The 22907-nt window shown below is 67.8% G+C and carries 19 protein-coding genes and 1 tRNA gene; 11 read left to right on the forward strand and 9 right to left on the reverse strand.

Annotated elements, in window-relative coordinates; translation table 11 throughout:
* Positions 1-181: 181 nt before the first annotated feature.
* Entirely contained in the window at positions 182-1267 is a 1086-nt protein-coding gene (locus H0264_RS12870) for a potassium channel family protein (protein WP_181584170.1), read from the forward strand.
* 47 nt (positions 1268-1314) lie between these two features.
* Positions 1315-2223 carry an NAD(+) diphosphatase gene (nudC, locus tag H0264_RS12875; protein ID WP_181584171.1) on the forward strand — a complete coding sequence of 303 codons (909 nt, stop codon included), beginning with the start codon at positions 1315-1317 and terminating at the stop codon, positions 2221-2223.
* A 63-nt stretch (positions 2224-2286) separates the two neighbouring features.
* Here the strand turns inward: nudC and H0264_RS12880 are convergent, their stop codons facing one another.
* Both H0264_RS12880 and H0264_RS12885 read right to left on the reverse strand, forming a co-directional pair.
* A complete protein-coding gene (locus tag H0264_RS12880) occupies positions 2287-2538 on the reverse strand; it encodes a mycoredoxin (RefSeq protein ID WP_276313938.1) in 252 nt (83 codons plus the stop codon).
* 26 nt (positions 2539-2564) lie between these two features.
* On the reverse strand, positions 2565-3803 hold the full coding sequence (locus tag H0264_RS12885) for a low temperature requirement protein A (RefSeq protein WP_244976170.1): 1239 nt from the start codon (positions 3801-3803) through the stop codon (positions 2565-2567).
* 105 nt (positions 3804-3908) lie between these two features.
* Here H0264_RS12885 and H0264_RS12890 point away from each other — a divergent pair, with 105 nt between their 5' ends.
* The 3 genes from H0264_RS12890 to H0264_RS12900 all read left to right on the forward strand — a co-directional run bounded on the left by H0264_RS12890 (position 3909) and on the right by H0264_RS12900 (position 7128).
* Positions 3909-6143 (forward strand): ATP-dependent DNA helicase UvrD2, encoded by a 2235-nt coding sequence (locus H0264_RS12890; protein ID WP_181584172.1) that lies wholly within the window; start codon positions 3909-3911, stop codon positions 6141-6143.
* A gap of 143 nt (positions 6144-6286) precedes the next feature.
* Complete coding sequence (locus H0264_RS12895; RefSeq protein WP_181584173.1) at positions 6287-6676, forward strand: hypothetical protein; 390 nt, start codon at positions 6287-6289, stop codon at positions 6674-6676.
* A gap of 167 nt (positions 6677-6843) precedes the next feature.
* Positions 6844-7128, forward strand: a complete 285-nt coding sequence (locus H0264_RS12900; RefSeq protein WP_181585506.1) for a WhiB family transcriptional regulator — start codon at positions 6844-6846, stop codon at positions 7126-7128.
* A gap of 86 nt (positions 7129-7214) precedes the next feature.
* On the opposite strand, the gene H0264_RS12905 is transcribed toward H0264_RS12900, so the two are convergent.
* The 3 genes from H0264_RS12905 to H0264_RS12915 form a co-directional block, all read right to left on the reverse strand.
* The gene (locus H0264_RS12905; RefSeq protein WP_244976171.1) at positions 7215-8564 is read right to left on the reverse strand and encodes an ABC1 kinase family protein; all 1350 of its coding nucleotides are present in this window, start codon (positions 8562-8564) and stop codon (positions 7215-7217) included.
* A gap of 80 nt (positions 8565-8644) precedes the next feature.
* Positions 8645-9535: a TOMM precursor leader peptide-binding protein gene (locus tag H0264_RS12910; protein ID WP_231083013.1), complete on the reverse strand. Its 891-nt coding sequence runs from the start codon at positions 9533-9535 to the stop codon at positions 8645-8647.
* A gap of 108 nt (positions 9536-9643) precedes the next feature.
* Positions 9644-11059, reverse strand: a complete 1416-nt coding sequence (locus H0264_RS12915) for a zinc-dependent metalloprotease (protein ID WP_181584175.1) — start codon at positions 11057-11059, stop codon at positions 9644-9646.
* Positions 11060-11143: 84 nt separating this feature from the next.
* Between H0264_RS12915 and H0264_RS12920 the strand changes: the two genes are divergently transcribed.
* Entirely contained in the window at positions 11144-12169 is a 1026-nt protein-coding gene (locus H0264_RS12920) for a YlbL family protein (protein WP_181584176.1), read from the forward strand.
* Positions 12170-12292: 123 nt separating this feature from the next.
* Here H0264_RS12920 and H0264_RS12925 read toward each other — a convergent pair whose 3' ends face one another.
* Positions 12293-12898 carry a PPA1309 family protein gene (locus H0264_RS12925; protein ID WP_181584177.1) on the reverse strand — a complete coding sequence of 202 codons (606 nt, stop codon included), beginning with the start codon at positions 12896-12898 and terminating at the stop codon, positions 12293-12295.
* Between the two features lie 221 nt (positions 12899-13119).
* On the opposite strand from H0264_RS12925, the gene H0264_RS12930 reads away from it, so the two are divergent.
* Positions 13120-16089 (forward strand): UPF0182 family protein, encoded by a 2970-nt coding sequence (locus H0264_RS12930; protein WP_181584178.1) that lies wholly within the window; start codon positions 13120-13122, stop codon positions 16087-16089.
* A 216-nt stretch (positions 16090-16305) separates the two neighbouring features.
* On the opposite strand, the gene H0264_RS12935 is transcribed toward H0264_RS12930, so the two are convergent.
* Positions 16306-16839, reverse strand: coding sequence for a transglycosylase family protein (locus tag H0264_RS12935; RefSeq protein WP_181584179.1), 534 nt, complete (start codon positions 16837-16839; stop codon positions 16306-16308).
* A 491-nt stretch (positions 16840-17330) separates the two neighbouring features.
* On the opposite strand from H0264_RS12935, the gene H0264_RS12940 reads away from it, so the two are divergent.
* The 3 genes from H0264_RS12940 (at position 17331) to H0264_RS12950 (ending at position 19233) form a co-directional block, all read left to right on the forward strand.
* Positions 17331-17404: transfer RNA gene (locus H0264_RS12940), tRNA-Met, on the forward strand.
* A gap of 131 nt (positions 17405-17535) precedes the next feature.
* The gene (locus H0264_RS12945; protein WP_181584180.1) at positions 17536-18492 is read left to right on the forward strand and encodes a GlxA family transcriptional regulator; all 957 of its coding nucleotides are present in this window, start codon (positions 17536-17538) and stop codon (positions 18490-18492) included.
* 15 nt (positions 18493-18507) lie between these two features.
* Entirely contained in the window at positions 18508-19233 is a 726-nt protein-coding gene (locus tag H0264_RS12950) for a DJ-1/PfpI family protein (protein WP_181584181.1), read from the forward strand.
* Between the two features lie 7 nt (positions 19234-19240).
* Here the strand turns inward: H0264_RS12950 and H0264_RS12955 are convergent, their stop codons facing one another.
* Positions 19241-20605 carry a DUF2252 domain-containing protein gene (locus H0264_RS12955; RefSeq protein ID WP_181584182.1) on the reverse strand — a complete coding sequence of 455 codons (1365 nt, stop codon included), beginning with the start codon at positions 20603-20605 and terminating at the stop codon, positions 19241-19243.
* Between the two features lie 154 nt (positions 20606-20759).
* On the opposite strand from H0264_RS12955, the gene H0264_RS12960 reads away from it, so the two are divergent.
* Positions 20760-21635, forward strand: a complete 876-nt coding sequence (locus tag H0264_RS12960; protein WP_181584183.1) for a DMT family transporter — start codon at positions 20760-20762, stop codon at positions 21633-21635.
* A gap of 7 nt (positions 21636-21642) precedes the next feature.
* On the opposite strand, the gene H0264_RS12965 is transcribed toward H0264_RS12960, so the two are convergent.
* Complete coding sequence (locus tag H0264_RS12965; protein WP_231083009.1) at positions 21643-22788, reverse strand: AI-2E family transporter; 1146 nt, start codon at positions 22786-22788, stop codon at positions 21643-21645.
* Positions 22789-22907 lie beyond the last annotated feature (119 nt).

The following is a 22907-nucleotide window of genomic DNA, read 5'->3' on the forward strand; positions in this document are numbered from 1 at the left end:
GAATCGCTGACGCCGCCGGGTTGGGAACCACCTCCGGATCCGCAGGCCGGCTGGGACTTCGAACCCCCGCCGGACCCGGAATCCTTGCCGCCGGACCTGTCCCGCTAGTCGCGACGCGCCCGCCGTCGAGGCGGCGATCGTCTCGCGAGCCGGGTACGCTGCGGTCCTGTGCCGCAGCTAGATGTCCCCGGAATGGCCGGTGATCCGCGTGTTCGCTGATAATCCGCGTGGGCTGGGCAGGCTCACCGACCGGCCGGATTTCGCGCTGGTGGGTATCCTGCGCATCCCGGAAACCCAGGAAAGCCCTTGGCGTTCGCTGTGGAAGCGGGTGGCGCTGGCGGCCCTGCTGCTGATCGCCGCGACCCTGGTGGTGTTCTTCGGCCGCGACGGCTACCGCGATAGTTCCGGCACCGAGCTGTCCCTGCTGGATGCCGCCTACTATTCGACGGTGTCGCTGTCCACCACCGGCTACGGCGACATCACCCCCGTCACTCCGGAAGCCCGGCTGGTCAATATCGTCGTGATCACGCCGCTGCGCATCCTCTTCCTCATCGTCCTCGTCGGCACCACTCTCTCGGTCCTGACCGAACGTTCCCGGCAGGCATTCAAGATCCAGCGATGGAGGCACACCGTGCGCAATCACACCGTGGTCGTCGGCTACGGCACCAAGGGCCGCACCGCGATCGACGCCATGCTGGGCGACGGCGTGCAGCCCGGGGACATCGTCGTCGTGGACAGCGACGCGAACATGCTCGAGCGCGCCGCCAATGCCGGCCTGGTCACCGTGCACGGCTCGGCCGCCCAGTCGGATGTGTTGCGCCTGGCCGGAGTTCAGCACGCGTCCTCGGTGGTGGTGGCCACCAATCGCGACGACACCGCCACCCTGGTCACCCTCACCGCCCGCGAGCTCAACCCCAAAGCCAAGATCGTCGCCTCCATCCGCGAGGCCGAGAACACCCACCTGCTGCGCCAATCCGGCGCCGACTCCGTGGTCGTCTCCTCCGAAACCGCGGGCCGCCTCCTCGGCATCGCCACCACCACCCCCAGCGTCGTCGACATGATCGAGGACCTCCTCACCCCCGAGGCCGGCTTCGCCATCTCCGAACGCGAGGTGGAACCGGAAGAAGTCGGCGGCTCCCCCCGCCACCTCCGCGACATCGTCCTGGGCGTGGTCCGCGACGGCGAACTCATCCGCGTCGGCGAACCCGAGGTGGACGCCCTCGAATCCGCCGACAAGCTCCTCTACCTCCGCCGCGTCCAGGCATAAACAAGCCCGAACCCGCCCGGAACGAGGCGGAGGGCAAAATAGGCAGAGTGTCAGGTTTTCAGCTGAATGCTGTTCCGGTTCTTTCTCGTTCGTCGCTCGATCGCGCGGAGCATCTGCGCGCCGACGAGCAGGCGTTGAAAGAAGGCTGGGCGCAAGCGAAATTGCTGCGGATGAACAAGCGCGGCCAGGTGCGCATCGCGGAGGGTGCTGTCGTCCTGGAGGCCGCCGTGACCCTCGCGGAGGAGCCCGCCGCCGATGCGGTCTTCCTCGGCGTCGACGAAGGCATCCACCTGTGGGCGGTGCGCGACAACGACATCGAGGGCGAGCTCACCGACCTGCGCGCCTTCGGCGCCACCTTCACCCTCAATGATTTCGACACCGGTCTGCTCTCCACCGCCATAGCCCTGCTGAACTGGCATCACGCCGCCCGCTACAGCAGCCGCGACGGCAGCCTCACCACCGCCACCAACGGCGGCTGGTCCCGCACCAGCGAGGCCGGGCACGAGGAGTTCCCGCGCACCGACCCCGCCGTCATCGTCCTCATCCACGACGGCGCCGACCGCGTCCTGCTGGCCCGTCAGCACACCTGGCCGCAGGGCCTGTTCTCGCTGCTGGCAGGTTTCGTGGAGGCCGGTGAATCCCTCGAGCGCTGCGTCGAACGCGAAATGCGCGAGGAGGTCGGCGTCGACGTCCGCGACATCACCTATCTGGGCAGCCAGCCGTGGCCGTTCCCGCGTTCGCTCATGCTCGGTTTCGCCGCCGTCGCCGATCCGGACGCCCCGCTGACCTTCCACGACGGTGAGATCGCCGAGGCGTTCTGGTTCACTCGCGCCGAGGTCCGCGAGGCCCTGGCGGCCGGTGCGTGGGGGAGCGGTGATCCCGATGCCCGCCTGCTGCTGCCCGGTTCCATTTCGATCGCCCGCACCATCGTCGAATCCTGGGCCGCGGCACGCTGACCCCGGACAGCACGAAGCCGCACACCCGGTGAGGGTGTGCGGCTATGTCGTGTTCACGGGCGTTCAGCCGATGGCGGCGAGCGCCTGCTTGACCTGTACGAGGCTGGGATTGGTGGCGGTCGACCCGTCGCTGTACTTGACGGTCGGCACCACGTGATTCCCATTGTTCACGCTGCCCACGAATTCAGCGGCCTCGGGATTCTCTTCGATATCGACCTTGGTGTAGGTGATGCCGGCCTCGTCGAGTTGCTTCTCGAGCCGGCGGCAGTAGCCACACCAGGTCGTCGAGTACATGGTCAGATCGGTTGCAGTCACGGTTCATGCAACGAGGTCGCCCCCGATCATGTTCCCTGGCCGCCCGCCCGCGCACCCGAGCCGCCGCGTCGCAGCCGATCGGCCCGGGTCTCCCAGGCCAGCGGCCACAGGATCACCACGGCCAGCCCGCACACCGCGCCCAGCGCCCCGATGTGCGGGGCGAGGATTCCGAGCGCCACCGCGGCGACAGCGCACGGCACCGGCCAGATCAGACTCCACTTCCAGCCCGGCCGGGTGCGCAGGCCGACCAGCGCCGTGATGGTGAAATACCCTGCCGCGCCGCCACACAGGGCCCAGCCGATTCCGGTGCTCAGATGGCCCGCGGCGTGGTCGATGGTCAGCCCCAGCCCGCCCGCGATCATGGCGATGGCCCCGGTGAGGAAGCAGTGCATGGCCAGGACGTGCCGGCGCGGGAATTTCTCGTCCGGCACCGAACCGGTGAGCAGCCGCGCCACCACGCCGTAGAGCAGGGTCAGCGCCCACAGTCCGGCGAGGATGACGAAGGCCGCGAAGCCGAGGGTCAGCACGCGCGCGTTCCAGGCGACGCCGCCCACGGCATTGATCACCACGATCACGCCCTCACCGAGCACGATGATCACGTAGAGGCCCAGCCGTTCGCCCAGATGCGCCGGATCGGTGTGCACCGCCTGGATTTTCGGCACCTGGTCGAGGTCGAAGTCGCGAATTCTGCGCATGCGCCGCAGCCGCCGATCGAAGTGCCCCTGCACTTCGGTGAGCAGTTTCTCGCCGGTGACGGCGAACATGACCCACACGTCGAGGGTGAGGCCGACGGCCCAGCACACGTACTTCCACGGTTCGGGCACCCACAGCGACACGAGCCACGGCAGCACGCCCACGCCGAGTTCGATTGTCGGCCAATCCACTACGACCTTGCCGCGCCCCCACAGCCGGCCGGAGGCGATGCGCACGATCACGTAGACGGCGGCGAAGGCGGTCGCGTGCCGGTCCGGGATGCCGGCCACGGCCGCGATCATGACGCCGAGACCGAGCATGGCGGCCAGCATGAGCGGCACCCGGGTGTGGTCGCGGGCGATATTGCCGTACAGCATGATCACCGCCCAGACCATCCAGAAGGCCAGGTAGAGCAGGGCGTACAGGGCGAAGTCGCCGAGCGCGGGCCCGCGGTGCAGCAGATGGGTGAGCTGGCCGATGCCGGCCACCGCGACGAGGTCGAAGAACAGCTCCATCCAGGAGGCGTGCCGTTCGTGGGTTTCGGCGGTCTCCGGGGGCGTGTCGGTTGTCACGAAAAGACAGTAATTGTGCAGAACGGTCGGTCCTGTGAGGCGGCCGCCCGAAGTCACCGTGCCCTCGGTGGGCGCATAGTGCCGACGCTGTCGGAGCCTGCTGCCATGATGGTGCGCGTGACTGCCGCGACGACCACCAAGCTCCGGCTCGACGACCTCGATGCCGAGCAGGCGGCGGCCGTGCGCGCACCCCGGGGCCCGGTGTGCGTGCTGGCCGGTGCGGGAACAGGCAAGACGCGCACCATCACCCATCGCATCGCACACCTGGTCTCGGCCGGGCACGTGCGGGCCGATCAGGTGCTGGCGGTGACCTTCACGGCGCGGGCGGCCGGGGAACTACGCAACCGCCTGCGGGAACTCGGGCTCGGCGGCGACGCCGGGCAGGTGCAGGCGCGCACCTTCCACGCGGCGGCGCTGCGGCAGCTCAAGTACTTCTGGCCGCAGGTGGTCGGCGATGTGCCGTGGCGGCTCATCGAGGGCAAGTTCCCGATCGTCGCGCAGGCCGCGCGCGGGGTCGGACTGTCCACCGACACCGAGACGCTGCGCGATCTCACCAGCGAAATCGAGTGGGCCAAGGGCTCGCTCATCGCCCCCGAGGACTACGCGGGCGCGGTGGCGCGACTGCATCGAGACGCGCCCTACGAGGCATCCAAGGTCGCCGACGTGTACGCCGTGTACGAGAAGCTGAAGGCCACCCCCGACGGCCTGCTGCTGGACTTCGACGATCTGCTGCTGCACACCGCGGCCGCGCTCGAGGACTACGTCTCGGTGGCCGAGGAGTTCCGCAACCGCTACCGCTGCTTCGTGGTCGACGAGTACCAGGACGTCACGCCGCTCCAGCAGCGGGTGCTCGACGCCTGGCTGGGCGAACGCGACGATCTGACCGTGGTCGGCGACGCCAACCAGACCATCTACTCCTTCACCGGCGCGAGTCCGGCCTTCCTGCTGGACTTCTCGCGCCGCTTCCCGGAGGCCACGGTGGTGCGGCTGGAACGCGACTACCGGTCCACCCCGCAGGTGGTGTCGCTGGCCAACCGGGTGATCGGCGCGGCGCGCGGCCGTATCGCGGGCACCCGCCTGCAACTGATCGGCCAGCGGCCCGACGGTCCGGAACCGGTCTTCGCCGAATTCGACGACGAGCCCGCCGAAGCCGCGGGCACCGCCCGCGCCATTGCCAAACTGCTCGAAAAGGGCGTTCCCGCAGCCGAAATCGCGGTCCTCTACCGCATCAACGCCCAATCCGAGGTGTACGAGCAGGCGCTCACCGAGGCCGGTATCCCGTACCAGGTGCGCGGCGGCGAAGGCTTCTTCCAGCGCCCCGAGGTGCGGCAGGCCGTCCAGGCGCTGCGCCAGGCCCACACCCGCGACGATCTGCCCGACGCCCGCGGCGCCAACCTGGTGACGCTCGTGCGCGCGATCCTGCGCGGCATCGGCCTCACCAAGGAGGAACCCACCGGCGCGCAGGCCCGCGAACGCTGGGCCTCGCTCATGGCCCTGGTCCAGCTCACCGAGGAACTCGTCGGCTACGACGCCGACGCCGAGCCTGTAGACGGAGACGCCGGGTCCGGCGACGAACGTGACGAAGCCGGGCTCGACGCAGACCCCGACTCGGGTCTCGATCTGACCGGCCTGCTGCGCGAGCTCGCCCTGCGCTCGGAGGCCAGGCACGCGCCGACCGTGCAGGGCGTCACCCTGGCCTCCCTGCACGCCGCCAAGGGCCTGGAATGGGACGCGGTATTCCTGGTCGGCCTGGCCGACGGCACCATGCCCATCCAGCACGTGCTCGGTTCCGACGGCGCGGTCGCGGACGAGACCGCCCTCGAGGAGGAGCGCCGCCTGCTCTACGTGGGCGTCACCCGGGCCCGCGAGCATCTCCAATTGTCCTGGGCCCTGGCACGTTCCGCGGGCGGCCGCAAGATCCGCCGCCGCTCCCGCTTCCTGGCCGGTCTGGTCCCCGACGATTCCCCGGCCTCGCGCATCGCCAAGCACACCACCGCCCCGCGCGGCCCGAAGCGGGTCCTGCCGACCTGCCGCGTGTGTGGCCGCCCGCTGCTCAATACCGCCGCGACCATGCTCGGCCGCTGCAACCGCTGCCCCGCGGATATCGACACCGGGCTGCTCGAGGCGCTCAAGGAATGGCGCAAGGAGAAGGCCGACGCCCTGTCCCTGCCGCATTTCGTGGTGTTCAGCGATGTGACGCTCACGGCCATCGCCGAGCAGCGCCCGGCCGACGATCGCGCCCTGGTCGCCATCCCCGGGATCGGCGCGAAGAAACTGCAGACCTACGGCGCGGATGTGCTCGCCATTGTGCGATCCAGATCCAACAGCGCGAACCAGTAGTGCGCAAGACCGCAAAAGTGCTGGTCAAAAATAGGTTGTGCGTACCCGTATATCTACCTAGGGTGTTTGACATGCACACGGGAAGGGTCTTCCCGGCGCGCATAGGAACTGATCGCTAACGAGTGAAGGAGGGAGGCAGACCAATGGTGAACATCACGAGCTTCGACCGGAACGGCAACTTTGCCGCGGCCGGCGCTGTCGCGTTCACACCCGCACTGTGCAACCAGTCGGCGTTGTCGGCCTCCCGGGGGATCCTCGCCATGCAGGGGATTCGTCTGTCCAGCCACAGCGAGCGCGGCTCCGATCTTGGCCTTCAGGTTTTCGCAACCAAAGCCCAAGCGCCGAAGCACATCGTCAAGCAGGACAAGCCCATGGGTGGCTGGCACCCGGCAGTCGCGTATGCGGCTACCGGAACCGTCGCCGTCGATATCGAAGCCGGAATCACTCTGGCCGACGTACTGGCAGCCCGCCTCCGCCCGACCACCCACCCAGCGACCGTGATCAGGAGTCGACACCGAAGTCGACTCAGGTAGGGATCTCACTCCCAGCCCCTGGCCACGGATCGCGATAGACGCGAAACCGTGGCCATATTTCTATCCGGCCCTTCGGCCACCGGCACCGGTTTCGCGGACCACCAACGAAACGACCGCTGCACGAGCTGAAGGAGCACGACGTGTCGAACACGGTTACCCGTGACCGCGTGACATGCCGCAACACCGTGGCCCCGACTACCCGCCGCCGGGTTGTCGCTTTGACCCTCCCTTGCCGAGTGGGCAACCCCGACCTGTGGTTCGCCGAGAGCCCGGCCCAGCTGGAAGAGGCGAAGGCGCTCTGCGCTGCCTGCCCGATCCGCCAGGGCTGCCTGTCGGCCGCCATCGATCGGGCCGAGCCCTGGGGTGTGTGGGGTGGTGAGATCTTCGACCAGGGTGTCGTGATCGCCCGCAAGCGGCCTCGCGGCCGCCCGCGCAAGGTCGCGGTGGCATGAGCCCCCTGTATGACGGGGGAGTAGAACCGATACGACCCGCTTACCTGACGGTAAGCGGGTCGTGTTGTTTTGTGGGGCAGCTGTTTTCAGCTGGCGGTGCGGTATTCGGCGTAGCCGGGCACCCAGTCGTGCATGAGCTTCATGAAGGGGATCTCGGCGTCGAGCTGAGCGCAGATGCCGACCGAACCGCCGAGGACGCGGAAGATCATGATGTGCTCGGCCGGAAGTTGCAGGGAGCGAGCGGTTTTCATCATGTCGGTATTGCTGATGTCGGTGGCCTTGCCCGCCACGCGCTGCATCCACTTGCGGGTGAAGTGGAAGGTCTCGGTCTTGATCGGATCGGTGAAGGGGCGCAGGTAATCCTGAATCTCCTGGCGGCTCACCGTTTTACCGGGAATCACCCAGCCGTTCGCGTGTAGCAGTTCGACCAGCTCGTCGTAGCGGTCCTCCACCTCGAGCGCCACCAGCTGACCCAGAATGGGCGGGAAACCATTGGGCAGCGGAGCGCAGGCGCCGTAGTCGATGACGGCGAGGCGGCCGTCCTCGAGCACCATGAAATTGCCGGGATGCGGATCGGCGTGCAGCAGGCCCGCGATGGCCGGTGAGCTGAAATGGAATTCGCCCATCAGGGCGGCGGTGCGATTGCGCAGCTCGACCGTGCCGGCCGGATCCGCCGCGCCGCGCTCGATGATCTTCGAGACCGGAGTGGCATTGTCCAGCCACTCGGTGACGATCACCTTCGGCGCGCTCGCAACGACTTTCGGCACCAGGAAGCGCGGATGCTCGGCGAACGCCTTGGCGAACTGACGCTGATGGCCGCCCTCGATGCGGTAGTCGAGCTCCTCTTCGGTGCGCTCGCTGATCTCGGCCAGAATCGGCTTCACATCCGCGCCGGGAATGAGCGCGCCGATCATGCTCGCCATGCGGTTGAGCGTCTTGAGGTCCGAGCGCAGCGCTTCGTCGGCACCCGGGTACTGCACCTTCACCGCGACCGTGCGCCCGTCGGACCATTCGGCCTTGTGCACCTGGCCGATGCTGGCCGAGGCGGTCGGGGTGTCGTCGAAATGCTTGAAGCGCTGCCGCCAGCCGGTGCCGAGCTGCTGGTCGAGCTGCTTGTGCACGGCGGCGGCCGGCATGGGCGGGGCCGCGGCCTGCAACTTGGTGAGCGCCTCGCGGTAGTGCTCGCCGAACTCCTCGGGGACCGCCGCCTCCATGACGCTCAGCGCCTGCCCGAACTTCATGGCGCCGCCCTTGAGCTCGCCGAGGACGGCGAAAAGCTGTTCGGCCGCCTTCTGATTCAGTTCGGCATTGATTTCCGTCTTGTCTCCCCCGGCAAGTTTGCGGCCGAATCCGACGGCCGCCCGCCCTGCGATGCCGAGTGGAATCTTGGCCAACTTGGCATTGCGGGAAGAGCGCTTGCTCACAATCTCTGACACGTTCCCATCATGCCGATGTCCCAGACGGGGCGCTATGGGAATTCGGTGTTCTCCCGGGTCACCCATGACCGTGTTATCCATCACAGTGCGACCCTCCCGCTCATAACTCCGCAGTCGCACTGCGGATGCGCAATCCAGCGGCGGCGATCCAACCGGTGCGAATCCAGATTCAGTTCGAGAGTGGCGTTCAACGTCGCGGGTGGATGGGACGGGTTGCCGTGCGCGACCGTCTCGAGCTCGTTGAGCGCCAGGGCGGCAGCCGCCGCGACACCGGCGGGGGAGGCGTAGCCGGTGCGGCCCAGTAGCTGTGCCGCGAGCCGCGGCCACTCCGGCTCGCGATCGCAGCGATGCAGATCGGCGCAGCGCAGGCAGCTGGTCTCACCGGGCAGCACCAGCGGGCCGATGACCCCGTGCCCGTCCCGGATGCGCACCTGGAGGTGGGGGATGCGCCTGCGCATGAGGTCCGCGGCGCAGGCGGGGTCGGGGACCAGCGCATCGGCCAGCACCACGAGATCGGGTCGCGCCGGATCCGGCCGGGCAGCCCGTGCCGTATCGGGCCGGGCCGATCGAGCGGGCTCCGCCTCGCCGGTTCGCGCCGCCCGCAACCCGATGCGCCGCACTCCTTCGAGCAGCACATCCGACAGCGGCCCCCGCCCGTGGATCCGCACGGTGCGCAACCGCCCGCGCGGTCGTTCGGGCAGCAGCAGTTCGGCGGCCGCGAGCTCCTCGAGCAGGGCGCGCGTGGTCGCGGCATCGAAACCCAATGTGCTTGCCGAACACAGGATCTGCGACAGCTCGGTGGTGCCGTCGAAGAGCCGCAGCAGTTTCGGCACGGCGTCCGGCGGACCTGGCAGCCGCACGATGACGGCGCGCTCGGAGTGCCAGCCCAGCTGCACCCGCCCGTCCCGGCGTATCAGCACGGCCAGTTTGGGATGCAGCATCGGGCCGCGGGTGCTCGTCGCAGTGGTCACCTCCGCAGTATGCGACGCCCCGGAAACGAAGAAACCCGCGAAAACGCCTGACCATCAGCGCTTTCGCGGGTTATCCACAGGTTCACCGATGCCGGGTCCGGTGCCGTCCTAAGCGGGCGAATCGCCGGAGTTGCCCTTGTCCTCGGGCTCCTCGGCCTTCTTCTCCTGCTCCAGCCGCTCCTTCTCCAGCGTCTCCGCCAGCTGCGCCAGCGGATCGTCGAAAGCGGTTGTGCCGCCGCCGATCACGGAGTCGATGAAGCCGGCGGGGGAGTCCAGGTCGGAGGAGTCCGGCAGCAGGTCCGGGTGCGCCCAGACACCGTCGCGCTTTTCGACGCCGGTGTCGGTGGTGAGCCGCCGCCACAATGCCGCGGCCTCGCGCACCTTGCGGGGGCGCAGTTCCAGTCCGACCAGGGTCGCGAAGGTCTGCTCGGCCGGGCCGCCGGTGGCGCGGCGCCGGCGCAGCGTCTCGGCCAGCGCACCCGCACCGGGCAGCCGGTCGCCGACCGCGTCGGTCACCACGACCTCCACCCAGCCCTCGATGAGCGCGAGCAGCGTCTCGAGCCGTTCCAGCGCCGCCTTCTGCTCCGGGGTGGTCTGCGGCTCGAAAGTGCCCTGCGCGAGCAGTTCTTCGAGCTTGGACGGGTCGGAGGCGATGGTCATCGGGTCGATGCTCTGCGCCGCCTGCTCGATGGCGGAGAAATCCATCTTGATGCCGCGCGCGTAATCCTCCACCGCGCCCAGCACCTGCTGGCGCAGCCACGGCACGTGCGCGAACAGGCGCTGATGCGCGGCCTCGCGCGCGGCCAGATAGACCAGGATCTCGCTCTCCGGCTGCTCCAGGCCCTCACTGAATTCGGCGATGGCCGCGGGCATGAGCGCCGCGGTGCCGGCCGGGCCGAGCGGCAGGCCGATATCGGTGGAGGTCAGCACCTCCTTGGCGAGCTGGCCCAGCGCCTGACCCAGCTGCGAGCCGAAGGCCAGGCCGCCCATCTGCCCGAGCATGCCCATCATGGGGCCCGCGATCTGCTTGGCCTCCTCCGGCAGGGTGGCGGTCCACATGCCCGAAACCTGCTGGGCGACAGGATCACACAGCCGCTTCCAGGTGGGCAGTGTCTCCTCGATCCAGTCGTTGGCCGTCCACGCCACGGTCTTGGTGGCGCCGGCCGGGAAGGTGGTGGCCTGATCCAGCCAGAGTTCGGCCAGGTGCGCGGCATCGGTGACGGCGCGCTGGGAGCCCGCGCTGACCGGGGTCACGCTCGCCCCGAGCTGCTGGCGGGCCAGCCGCTTGGCGATGTCGTAGTTCACCGGGCCGGACTCCGCGCCGCCCGGCGTGCTCATGCTGGTGAACATGGCGCCGAGCTGCTGGAGCATCTGACCGAGCTGCGAGGGATCGAACCCGGCTCCGCCGGACCCGCCGAGCGGGAATCCGAACGGATTGTTCGCACCGGAACCGCTGGACTGGTCGCCCGGCTTGCGCTCCGGGTCGTCGTCGCGATTCGAGAATCCGAACGGGAAATCACTCATAGTCACTACGGTACTGGAGCCGCGCAGGGTGCGAACCGGCGAGCGGACGCGGCAATCGGGCACACCATCGGTACCCTTGGCCCGGTGAACCGCCGCATATTCACCCTGCTCGCCGCCCTGATCCCGATTCTGGTGCTGGGAATCGTGGGCAGCGTCGTCACCGTCCCGTTCGTGGCGCTCGGACCTGGGCCGACCTTCAATACGCTGGGCGATGTCGAGGGAAAACAGGTGGTCGAGGTGCGGGATGTGCCCGTCGATCCGACCACCGGCAACCTGAATATGACGACGGTCTCCGTTCGCGATCGGCTGAATATCTTCGAGGCGTTCGGGCTGTGGCTGGACGGTCAGCACGGGCTCGTCCCGCGCGCGGAGGTGTATCCGCCCGGCGTCTCGCGTGAGGAAATCGACAAATCGAATCAGCAGGAGTTCAAGAACTCCGAAGACGACGCGGAATTGGCGGCGCTGAATTATCTGAAGATGCCGACCGCGGTCGAACTGGTGAATGTCACCGAGGACGGTCCGGCCAAGGACGCCGTGCGCAAGGGCGATCTGCTGGTGAGCGTCGACGGTAAACCGATCGTGACGGCCAAGGACGTGGTGGCGGCGGTGTCATCCACGAAGCCCGGCACGGTGATTCCGGTGGTGTTCAAGCGCGACGGCGTCGAGCAGCGGGCCGAGGTCACCGTGGGCGCGCGCCCCGACGACGCCGAAAAGGGTTATCTGGGAATCACTCCGGTGGAGAAGTCCACCGGCCCCATCCAGGTCGACTTCAACCTGGCCGAAATCGGTGGCCCCTCCGCGGGTCTCATGTTCACCCTGGCACTCATCGACAAGCTCACCCCGGGTGAACTCAGCGGCGGCAAGTTCGTGGCGGGCACCGGCACCATCGACCCCGACGGCAAGGTCGGCCCGATCGGCGGCATCCAATACAAGATGATGGCCGCCCGCGAAGCCGGCGCCGAAACCTTCCTGGTCCCCGCCGCCAACTGCAACGAGGCCCTCCAGCGCACCCCGGACGGCCTACGCCTGGTCAAGGTCGAAAACCTCGGCAGCGCAGTGGATTCCCTCGAAGCCATCAAGGCGGGGAAAGACACTCCCTCCTGCGGATAGCCCTCCCGTCATCCCGGCGCGCTTTTGGCCGGGATCCACACGGTCGGCTCATGCGCGGGACTGTGTGGATCCCGGCCGAAAACATGCCGGGATGACGAGGGTTGCCCTCAACGAGTTGGCGGCTCAGTCGAAGTCGTCGGGTTCGTTCTCGAAGGTGTGGCGCAGGGCCTGGACCAGGTTGGGGGCCAGGTTGGGGGTGGTGCGCAGGTCCAGGTCGGCGAAGGGGTCTTCCTCGTCCTCGCTGGGACGGACCTGGAGCAGCGACAGGGAGGTGCCGTCGCGCAGGACGCCGGCGAACAGGCGGGCGTCGCGGCGGCCCGGATGGGTGACGGCGGCGCGGCGGGCGGCGTGGTCGGCGGCGTCGGGGTCGGCGAGCAGGGGTTCGATGGCGTCGTCGAGGGTTTTCTCGGCGGCGGGCGGGAGCACCACGATCTGCTGCACCAGCACGCAGCCTTCGACGGCGTCGGGCCAGCTGGTGGTGGCCAGGAATTCGTCGAGCGCCATGGAGTTGCCGGTGATGTCGTCCGGGAACGGTTCCTGCGCAATGGGTGTCAGCGCCGCCGCGTCGTCGAGCTGATCGATCAGACCGGGTTCGGCGGCGACCAGGTCGGCGGTGGGCACGAGCGCGAACATCTGCGGCGGCCGATCCCAGCCTTCGCCGTCGACGTACTCCGCCACTTCGCGGATGCATCGGTACAGGGCGGACGCGGCCCACTGCTCAGGGTTCACGGCGGTAATCCTCGCATCGCGGAACCAGCTCCGGGAGCGCGGGTGCCGACCGATTTCGCTACCCGCTGAGATATGGCGTGTCGGGTGATGGGCCGGAATGCGGGCGTTTTACGTAGAGTGGGGCGCGAACGGTCCCCTGGGACCGAAACTCATCATCGGACTGCGGCGAACCGACCGGTAATTCCGGCGCGGGCGCCGCCGGACCCTGGGAGAGTGGCATCGTGGGCATGCGCCCCCCGAGCGGCTTACCAACGCTGTCTCGACGCAGCCGAATCCTGCTCGTCACAGCCCTGGTGCTGGCGGCTCTGTTATTGGTCGGGCCGCGGCTCACCGACGCGTACACCAACTGGCTGTGGTTCGGCGAGGTGGGTTTCCGCAACGTCTTCACCACGGTGCTGGTGACCCGGATCGTCTTGTTCCTGGTGGTCACCCTGGTGGTGGCGGCCATCATCTGGCTGGCGCTGTTCCTGGCCTATCGTTCGCGCCCGGTGTTCGTGCCGTCGGCCGGTCCGGGTGATCCGATCGCCCGCTACCGCACCACGGTCATGAGCCGGCTGCGGCTGTTCGGCCTCGGCATTCCGCTGATCATCGGTCTGCTGTCCGGCCTTGTCGCGCAGTCGAGTTGGGTGACGGTGCAGCTGTTCCTGCACGGCGGCGACTTCGGCGTGAAGGACCCGCAGTTCAATCTGGACGTCGGTTTCTACGCCTTCGATCTGCCGTTCTACCGGATGCTGGTGAACTGGCTGTTCGTCGCGGTGGTGATCGCCTTCTTCGCGAACCTGGTGACGCACTACGTGTTCGGCGGCCTGCGGCTGTCCGGCCGCGAGGGCACGCTGAGCACGGCGGCCCGCGTGCAGCTGGCCATCCTGGCCGGAATCTTCGTGCTGCTCAAGGCCGTCGCCTACTGGTTCGACCGGTACGCACTGCTGTTCAGTCAGCGCAAGGACACCTTCACCGGTGGTTCCTACACCGATATCAACGCGGTGCTGCCAGCCAAGCTGATCCTGCTGTCCATCGCGGTCATCTGCGCCCTGGCGTTCTTCGCCGGAGTCGTCCTGCGCGACTTGCGGATTCCGGCCATGGCGGCGGCGCTGCTGGTGCTGTCCTCGATCCTGGTGGGCGCGGTGTGGCCGCTGCTCGTCGAGCAGTTCTCGGTGCGACCGAACGCGGCCACCAAGGAGAGCGCCTACATCGAGCGCAATATCGCGGCGACGCGGCAGGCGTACGGCATCACTGAGGACACGGTGGAGTACAAGGACTACCCGCCCGCGGGTGCTCCGGCCGCGGCGACGCCCGAGTCCCAGAAGGCCGATCGCGAGACCATCAAGAACATCCGCCTGCTGGATCCGAACCTGCTGACGCCGACCTTCACTCAGCTGAAGCAGCGGCAGAACTTCTTCGGGTTCGCCGATCCGCTGGATATCGACCGGTACACCATCGGCAATCAGAAGCAGGACTACATTGTCGGCGCCCGAGAACTGGTGCCGCAGAACCTGTCCGACAATCAGAAGGACTGGATCAACCGCCACACCGTGTACACGCACGGCAATGGTTTCGTCGCGGCCCCGGCCAACAAGGTGAACGAGGCTCCGCCGCAGGAGGCGCAGGCCGCCTCGGGCGCGAGCGGTGGTTTCGGTTATCCGGTGTTCGATGTCGACGGCAAGACCTTGGTCATCGATTCGACCACCCCGGCGGAGAATCAGGCCATCAAGGTCGAGCAGCCGCGCATCTACTTCGGTGAGCTGATCTCCAAGACCGATGCCGACTACGCGATCGTGGGCGCCAACGGCCAGCCCGCCCGCGAGTACGACATGGACAATGCCCGGTTCTCCTACACCGGTTCGGGCGGCGTGCCGATCGGCAACTGGTTCAACCGGCTCGCCTTCGCGGCGAAGTACGCCGAGCGGAACATCCTGTTCTCCAGCTCGATCGGCGAGGATTCGAAGATCATCTTCAATCGCAATCCGCGCGACCGGGTGCAGGAGGTCGCGCCGTGGCTGACCCCGGACGGTGACGTCTACCCGGCCGTGGTCGGCGGCAAGATCCTCTGGATCGTGGACGCTTACACCACGCTCGACAACTACCCGTACGCCGAGCGCACCTCGCTCGACGGCGTGGTCGAGGACAGCATCGACCAGACCACCGGTCGTCTGCTGCCGCGCAAAGAGGTGAGCTACATCCGCAATTCGGTGAAGGCCACCGTGGACGCCTACGACGGCACCGTCACCCTCTACGAGTCGGATCCCACCGATCCGGTGCTGAAGGCGTGGCGCGGGGTCTTCCCGGGTTCGGTGAAGCCGGCCAGCGAGATCAGCGATGAGCTGCGCCAGCACTTCCGCTACCCGGAGGATCTGTTCAAGGTGCAGCGCGAGATGCTGTCGCGCTACCACGTGAGCGATCCGCGCGAGTTCTTCAATGCCAACTCGTTCTGGTCGGTGCCCAGTGATCCGACGGTGGAGGGTGCGGGCAATGCCCATCAGCCGCCGTACTACGTGCTCATGGGTGATCAGTCGACCGGCGATCCGACCTTCCAATTGACCAGTGCCATGGTCGGTTTCCGGCGGCAGTTCCTGTCGGCGTACATCTCGGTCCAGTCGGATCCGAAGAACTACGGCAAGATCACCATCCTGAAATTGCCGGGCGATTCACAGACCGACGGTCCACAGCAGACGCAGACGCGAATGACCAACGACCCCAGCGTCTCCAGTGAGCGAACGGTGCTGACCGGTGGCAATACCGCGAAGGTCAGGTACGGCAACCTGCTGACCCTGCCGATCGGCAGCGGCCAGTTCCTCTACGCCGAACCGTGGTATCTCGAACGGGCAAGCGGCTCAGCCAATTCCGCGTCCTTCCCGCAGCTGGTGCGCGTGCTCACCACCTACGACGGCAAGCTCGGCTACGCCCCGACCTCCGCCGAGGCCCTGCGCGAGGTGGGCCTGGACGCCGGCAGCGCCACGGTGGTGCCGCCCAGCCAGGGCAGCGCGAATCCGCCGAATCAGGGTGGGACACCGCCCAATCAGGGCACGGTGACCCCACCGGCCACCACCGGCAAGGACGAGGCGGTCAAACAGATCGACGCCGCCCTCAAGGCCGTCACGGACGCCCAGAAGTCGGGTGACCTGGCCGCCCTGGGCAAGGCGTTCGAGCAGCTGCAAACCGCCATCAACGCCTACAACAAGGCCGGCGGGTAAATTACCCAGGGCGACAACTGATTTCGTGCGGTCCGGGTAACTCACCGGGTACGCCCGAAATCGGTTCGGCTCTCGACCGCCGGCACGCGTGCGAGACAGTGAGCGGCTCTCAGCCGGGCGCTGAAGGCGCGGAGAGGCGGAACAGAAAGGCGCTGCCGTCACCATTGACGGCAGCGCCTCTCCTTTTCTCCGGTATGGGAGAGAAAAGCTGGTGGGTCAGCGACCCCAGGACTCGATGAGGGCGGCATTCTGCTCGAGCACCTGGTTGAACTGGGGCTCGACGCCGAACTGCTGGGCCAGGCCGCCGGCGACCTCCTTGGCCTGATCGATCAGGACCTGACGATCGGTGGGGGCGACGGGCGCGGGGGCGGGGGCGGGGGCGACGGGCTCGGGCTCCGGCTCGGAGACGCCCGCGCGCAGGTACTGGCCGCAGACCGGCCAGGCGCCGACGCCCTGGCTGACGAGGACGTTCTCGGCCACGCGGATCTGCTCTTCCTTGCTGGCGGTGTGCGCCATGCCGGTGCCGCCGTTGGCGACCCAGGTGCTGTGCGAGAACTGCAGGCCGCCGTAGTAGCCGTTGCCGGTGTTGATGCCCCAGTTACCGCCGGACTCGCACTGGGCGACTCCATCCCAGTCGTGCGTCGGTGCGGCGGAAGCGGTTGCGGAGAAGCCGAACGGGACGGCAACAAGTGCGCCGGTGACGGCCGCGAGGCCCAGGACGCGAGTGTTGATCTTCCGGTTCTGTTTCATGGCGATGTCCCTCCCTGTGCCCACCTACCAGGCCGAATGCTCGCCTGCCCTGCCCCCAGGAGGTCGGGGTACCCGACCGCGGGGCAGGGTTGCCGGTGTGCAGCGGTTCGGGTCGGAGCCCATCACAGGTTTGATCCGGGCCGCTCCTGACGATAACGACCAAATCTCGGCAGATCACGTCTTGATAACTTCTGAATTGCATGAAGCGAATGACCGTAAAAATGGTGTTGATGCAGGTTGGCTATGCTGTATTTGCGAATTCCGAGCGGTCTGTTATAGCACCGTGATGTGATGTATATCACCTTGAAATTGTGAACTACTTCACGTTTCGCGCAATTCCGGCCGTCAACGCATGTGAACACCCCGCTGCGCAGCCTTCGCAACGAGGTCCCGAAACCCCTGTTTCGTGATCACCGCCGCGCCCCCGAAACCCCCTCTGACCTGACGATTTGGCGTAGGTGTGCGGCCGTGTGTAATGTTGTGTTCACCGACGCGGGGTGGAGCAGCTCGGTAGCTCGCTGGGCTCATAACCCAGAGGTCGCAGGTTCAAATCCTGTCCCCGCTACAAAGCAGGAGGCCCGGAACCATCAGGTTCCGGGCCTCTTTGCTATCTCCTGGCAGTCACCGATCGGCATGGCCGGATTTGCAATAGTCGTGTCGTTGACGCCATCGGGGTCGCGGTCGCAGCCTTGAGGCATGCGGACAGTGCTGATCGTGGTGTTCGACGGGTTCCAGCTGCTGGACATGGCCGGGCCCGCCGATGTGTTCAGCTCCGCGACCACGCTGGGCGCGGAGCCCGGGTATCGGGTGGAGATCGCGGCGGCGCCGTCCGGGCCGGTGCGGTCGGCGTCGGGGACGACGGTGCTCGCGCCGCACGACCTCACCTCATGGACGGAACCGGTGGACACGCTGCTGGTGGCCGGTGGGCTCGATATCCGGGCGGCCACCGCGGACGAGCCGCTGGTGGCGGCGATCGCGCGCATGAGCGTGCGGGCCGAGCGGGTGGGGTCGGTGTGTTCCGGTTCGTTTCTGCTCGCGCACGCCGGAGTCCTGGACGGACGGCGGGCCACCACGCATTGGGCGGGCGGTCAGCGGCTGGCCGAACGGTATCCGCAGGTGATCACCGAACCGGACCGTATCTATGTGCAGGACGGGCGCGTGTGGACCTCGGCGGGGGTGACCGCGGGCATCGATCTGGCGCTGGCCATGGTGGCCGCCGATCACGGTCAGGGGCTGGCGCGGGAGATCGCGCGGTGGCTGGTCGTCTATCTGCACCGGCCGGGCGGGCAGAGCCAGTTCAGCGCTCCGATCGGCGCGCATGCGCCACAACGGCACGGGCTGCACGAGTTGCAGGCGTGGGTGGAGGAGAACCTGTCCGCCGATCTGTCTCTGGCGGCGCTGGCGGCCCGGGCGGGCATGAGTACCCGGCATTTCTCCCGGGTGTTCACCCACGAGCTCGGCACCACGCCGGCCCGCTACGTCGAGCGGGTGCGCGTCGACGCCGCGCGCCGGCTGCTGGAGACCACCGATCAGCCGCTGGATCGCGTCGCCGCCGCCGTGGGCATTGGCGCTCCGGAAACCCTCTATCGAATCTTCCACCGCCACTTGGGCATACCGCCGGGCGAATACCGCGCCCGGTTCACCGGTATCTGAAAGAAGGAGTGCCGCATGGCCTTCCAGATCGCTATCGTTCTCTATCCCGGCATGACCGTGCTGGACGCGATCGGCCCCTATGAGTCGCTGCGCATGCTGCCGGACAGCGAATTGCGTTTCGTCTCCAATGAAGTCGGGCCGATCGTGTCCGACAGCGGTGTGCTGGCGCTGGGTGCCACGCACACCTTCGCCGAGACGCCGAGCCCGGATCTGGTGCTCGTTCCCGGTTCGGAGGGCGCGACCACCGAGGCCATGGCCAATCGGGAGCTCATCGACTGGCTGCGGGCCGTGCACGAGACGACGCAGTGGACCACCTCGGTGTGCAGCGGTGCGCTGGTGCTGGCGGCCGCCGACATTCTGCGCGGCCATCCGGCCACCACGCACTGGCTGGCTCAGCCCATGCTCGCCACCTTCGGCGCGACATCGCGGCCGCACGATCGGATCGTACGGTCCGGCAAGATCGTCACGGCCGCGGGCGTCTCCGCCGGAATCGACCTGGGCCTGTGGCTGTTCGGCGAGATCGCCGGCGCCGAGGAAGCGCAGATCATCCAGCTGGCCCTCGAATACGACCCGCATCCGCCGTTCGACTGCGGCCATCCCGACAAGGCTCCGGCCGCCATTCTCAATCGCGCCCGGCTGCTGATGGCCAAGCGGGCCGCCAATCCCCGTGTCCCCCTGGAGATCGCCAGTACCTACTGGAATCTGACCCTCAATCGCATTCGCGCCCGCGCCGGGCGCTGATCCGCGTTCACTCCTCGGTGGCGGCGGTGATGCGTCCGGAATCGATTCCGGCCAACAGGGTTTCGTAGTCGCGCGCGGTCTGGTCGGCGTAGGCGAGAGCGAATTCGCCCATGGCGCGGTCGAATCCGTCGCTGCCGCCCAGATAGGCGGAGATGGCGACGCGGTCACCGGAGCGGGCGTGACCGCGGGCCAGGGTGTGGCCGCACAGGATCGCGTACTGCCGCAGCTGTTCGGCGGACATGTCCTCGATGGTGACCGAGCCCTTCATATCGCGCAGCTGCCGCCAGTAGTAGAAGTTGCCGTCGGGGCCGGTTGCCCAGCCGAGGAAGATGTCGCCGGCCGCCTGGGTGAGCCGCTGGCCGTGCACGACCCGGTGGCCCTGATGCCGGAAGATGCTGGCGCTCAGGTGTTGTGCGAGCACCGAGTCCTCGGCCTGCTTCACCTGGAGGAACAGCGGGTCGCCGGTGCTGCGGCCGGTGAGCAGCGCGACGAAGCAGCGGGTGCCGACACTGCCGACGCCGACGACTTTCATTGCGACATCCCGGAGTTCATAGCGGTCGAGCAGCACCCGGCGTTCCTCGGGCAGGCTCTTGCGATAGTCGGACAGCACCGAATCGATCTCCGCCAGCAGGGTTTTCGGAATGGGCATGAGCAGCGGCGGATCGTGGCGAATGATGGGCGTGCCGTCGGGTCCGGGCTCGGTGAGTTTGTCGAGCGCCTGCAAACTGGTGCGGGACTTCGCCTTCGAGGTCACCTTGTCGATGAGTTTGCGATCCTTCGGGCTGAGCAGGTCGGCCACGGTCTGGGCGTCGGTCATCTGATACCAGACATCGGTCTCGCCGAGCAGGGAGAATCGATTCATGGCCTCTCGATACGCGCCCGCAGCGGCCGTGGCCGCCGCGCCCGCGGCGGTGTCGTCGCAGCCATTGGCGCGGGCCGCCACCGCGAGGCTGGCGGCCAGCCGCTTCACATCCCATTCGAAGGGGCCGGGCAGGGTTTCGTCGAAGTCGTTGAGGTCGAATACGAGTGCGCGTTCCGGCGAGGCGAACAGCCCGAAGTTCGACAGGTGCGCATCGCCGCAGAGTTGCACGGTGAGCCCGGTGTGCGGGCCGGAGGCGAGGTCGGCGGCCATGATGGCGGGCGCGCCGCGATAGAACGGGAACTGTCCGGCGGCCATGCGCGCGTAGCGGATTCGCACCAGATCGGCGACGCGGGTGGCGGCCTGCTGTTCGAGGATGGCGAGCGGGTCGGCGCGGTCCTCGGGCGGGTTCCACGCGCCGAGCGCGGATCGGGCGATCCGTTTGCGCGCCGCGCGCCCGGTCTCGATGGCCGTGGGATCGTTCGCCGCCGCCTGCGCTTCCGGAGTCGCCATACCCTCGGACTCTAGCCCGGGAGGATCTCGGTCCGATGAATTGCCAAGTAGTTGCTGTGTCACGGCCCCGGCGGACCCTGTCGGACGTGTGCTCTACGCTCCTGAAGGTAAGCAGTGGTGGGATGAATTGCGAGGACGCCATGAGGGCCGGGCTGTGACCAAACGCGGGTGGGTGCTCTTCCTGACCATGGGCCTGATCTGGGGCGTCCCGTACGCCATGATCCGGGTCGCGGTCGCGGACTTCGATCCGGTGGTGGTGGCCTTCGGGCGCACCGCGCTGGGTGCGCTGGTGCTGCTGCCGATCGCGCTGTACCGCAAGGCTTTCGCGCCCGTCCTGCGGCGATGGGGCTGGGTGCTGGTCTATACGGTGGTGGAGATCGTCGGCCCGTGGCTGCTCATCGGCCAGGCCGAGACCACACTGAACAGCTCCACCGTGGGCCTGCTCATCGCGGCGGTGCCGCTGGTCGCGGTCGTGCTGGTCACGCGGCTCGGGCACGAGCGCCTCGACCTGCGGCGCATTGCCGGTCTGCTGGTCGGCCTGGCGGGCGTGGGCGCACTGGTCGGACTGGACATCGACGTCTCGAATCTCGGTGCGCTGGCGGCCATCGCGGTCAGCGTGGTCGGGTACGCGGTCGGTCCGATCATCATCAACCGGAAGCTGGCGGACCTACCTCCGATGGGCGTGGTCACCGGCTCGCTGATCATGGCGGCGCTGGTCTACCTGCCCTTCGCCGTGTGGCGGCGGCCCGAGCACTACCCCGCGGACGCCACCTGGTCCGTGGTAGGGCTCGGATTGCTGTGCACGGCACTGGCTTTCGTGGTGTTCTTCGCGCTCATCACGGAGGTCGGGCCGTCCCGGGCCACGGTCATCACCTACATCAATCCGGCGGTGGCGCTGTTGATCGGCGTCTCGCTGCTCGGCGAGCCGTTGACCGCGGGCATGGCGATCGGCTTCCCGCTGGTGATCCTCGGCTCGATTCTGGGCACCGCCAAGGCCAAATCGGCGACGAAGGAACCCGCGCCGGTCTGAGTCAGGACTACGAAGTGGACTTGCGGCCGCGCCGGTCGATGCGCGGATCGTCGGTGACCTCGTAGCGCGTGATGTACTCGCTCAGGAACGCCTGCACGGTGGCCGTGGCGGGAATGGCCAGCAGCGCCCCCACCGCACCCAGCAGCGCCGCGCCGACGATGACGGAAAGCAGTGCGACAGCGGGGTTCACATCCACCGTGCGGGCGGTGATGCGCGGTTGCAGGACGTAGTCCTGGATCCACTGGTAGACCACCACGAAGATGAGGATCCAGACGGCGTCGATGGGCCGGATGGTGAGCGCGACCAGGATCGGCAGGGTCCCGGCGATATAGGTGCCGATGGTGGGCACGAACGAGGCGATGACGCCGAACCACACACCCAGCGCGATGGCGTTCGGAAGTCCCAGCAGCGCAAGGAAAGCGCCGTGCGCGACGGCCGAGATGACCGCGAGCAGGGCACGGGAGTAGATGTAGCCGCCGGTCTTGTCGATGGCCAGATCCCAGGCGTGCAGCACCGTCGTCTGCTTGGCGGGCGGCAGCAGCGAGCACACCGCGCGCCGGAAGTTCGGTCCCGCCGCGGTCATGTAGATGGCGAACAGCGCGATGGTGAGCACGCGCGCCAGCCCGCCCAGCACGGTGCTCGACAGCCCCCAGGCATTGTTGGCCGCACGTTCGGCGTACCCGCTGACGATGTCGGAGTCGTGGAACATCCGGTCCCGCAGTTGATGCACGGTGAAATCCTGATGGAACGTGCGATTCACCCAGGCGACGGCGGAGTCGAGCAGTCCGGGCAGTTCGTCGAGCACACTGCCGACGGTTTCGACCAGCAGCACGCCGAGCGCGCCGGTGAAGGCGACGATGGCGGCCAGCACCAGGATGAACACGCCGGCGGTGGCGAGCCCGCGTGGCATGCCCCGGCTCGCCAGCGAATCCACGGCGGGTTCCATGGCGAGGGCGATGAAGAACGCCACCGCGAGCATGATGATGATGCCGAGCAGCCGGTGGGTGGCCCAGTTCGCGAGTTCGAAAAGGCCGAGGAACACCAGTGCGAGCACCATGGCGCGCGGCAGCCAGGCGGGCATGTGGTTGCCGGGCGGTTCGGCGCCGTCGGTCGCCGGGTCCTGCTCCTCGGGGGTGGTGGAGGGGGTGGCCACGGACCCAGTCTTGCCGGGCGGCCTGCGGTTTTGCCGTAGCGACGCACCGTCGTGTCCGTTGTGCCGGGAGTCTGGATCATAGAAACTGGTTGGTACTTGTGACGTTCAACTATCGAGAC

The sequence above is a fragment of the Nocardia huaxiensis genome (assembly GCF_013744875.1).
In the GTDB taxonomy this organism is placed as follows: Bacteria; Actinomycetota; Actinomycetes; order Mycobacteriales; family Mycobacteriaceae; genus Nocardia; species Nocardia huaxiensis.